The following is a 486-nucleotide window of genomic DNA, read 5'->3' on the forward strand; positions in this document are numbered from 1 at the left end:
CGACATCTACAAGATGAACGTCGTCTCGATCCCCACCAACGTGCCGGTCATGCGCGTGGACGAGGAAGACGAGTTCTACAAGAACACGTTGGACAAGTTCGGTGCCATCGCGAAGCTGATCCGCGAGCGCTACGAGATCGGGCAGCCGGTGCTTGTCGGCACCGTCTCGATCGAGAAATCGGAACTGCTTTCGGACTTCCTGACCAAGGAAGGCGTGAAGCACAGCGTGCTCAACGCCCGCTTCCACGAGATGGAAGCGCACATCGTCGCGCAGGCCGGCCGCCTTGGCGCGGNNCACCGACATCCAGCTGGGCGGCAACATCGAGTTCCGCATCGCGGATGAACTGCGCGACGTGGCCGATGGCCCCGAACGCGATGCCGCGATCGAACGCATCCGCGCCGAGGTGGCCGCCGAAAAGCAGAAGGTGCTCGAAGCCGGCGGCCTGTGCGTGATCGGCACCGAACGGCACGAAAGCCGCCGCATCG

1 pseudogene is annotated in these 486 nt (G+C 63.8%); it reads left to right on the top strand.

Annotated features, from left to right (window positions below):
* Nucleotides 1-486: pseudogene (locus B3547_RS17165) on the top strand (preprotein translocase subunit SecA); the annotation flags it as partial.

The organism is Novosphingobium sp. UBA1939 (assembly GCF_002336885.1).
Lineage (GTDB): Bacteria > Pseudomonadota > Alphaproteobacteria > Sphingomonadales > Sphingomonadaceae > Novosphingobium.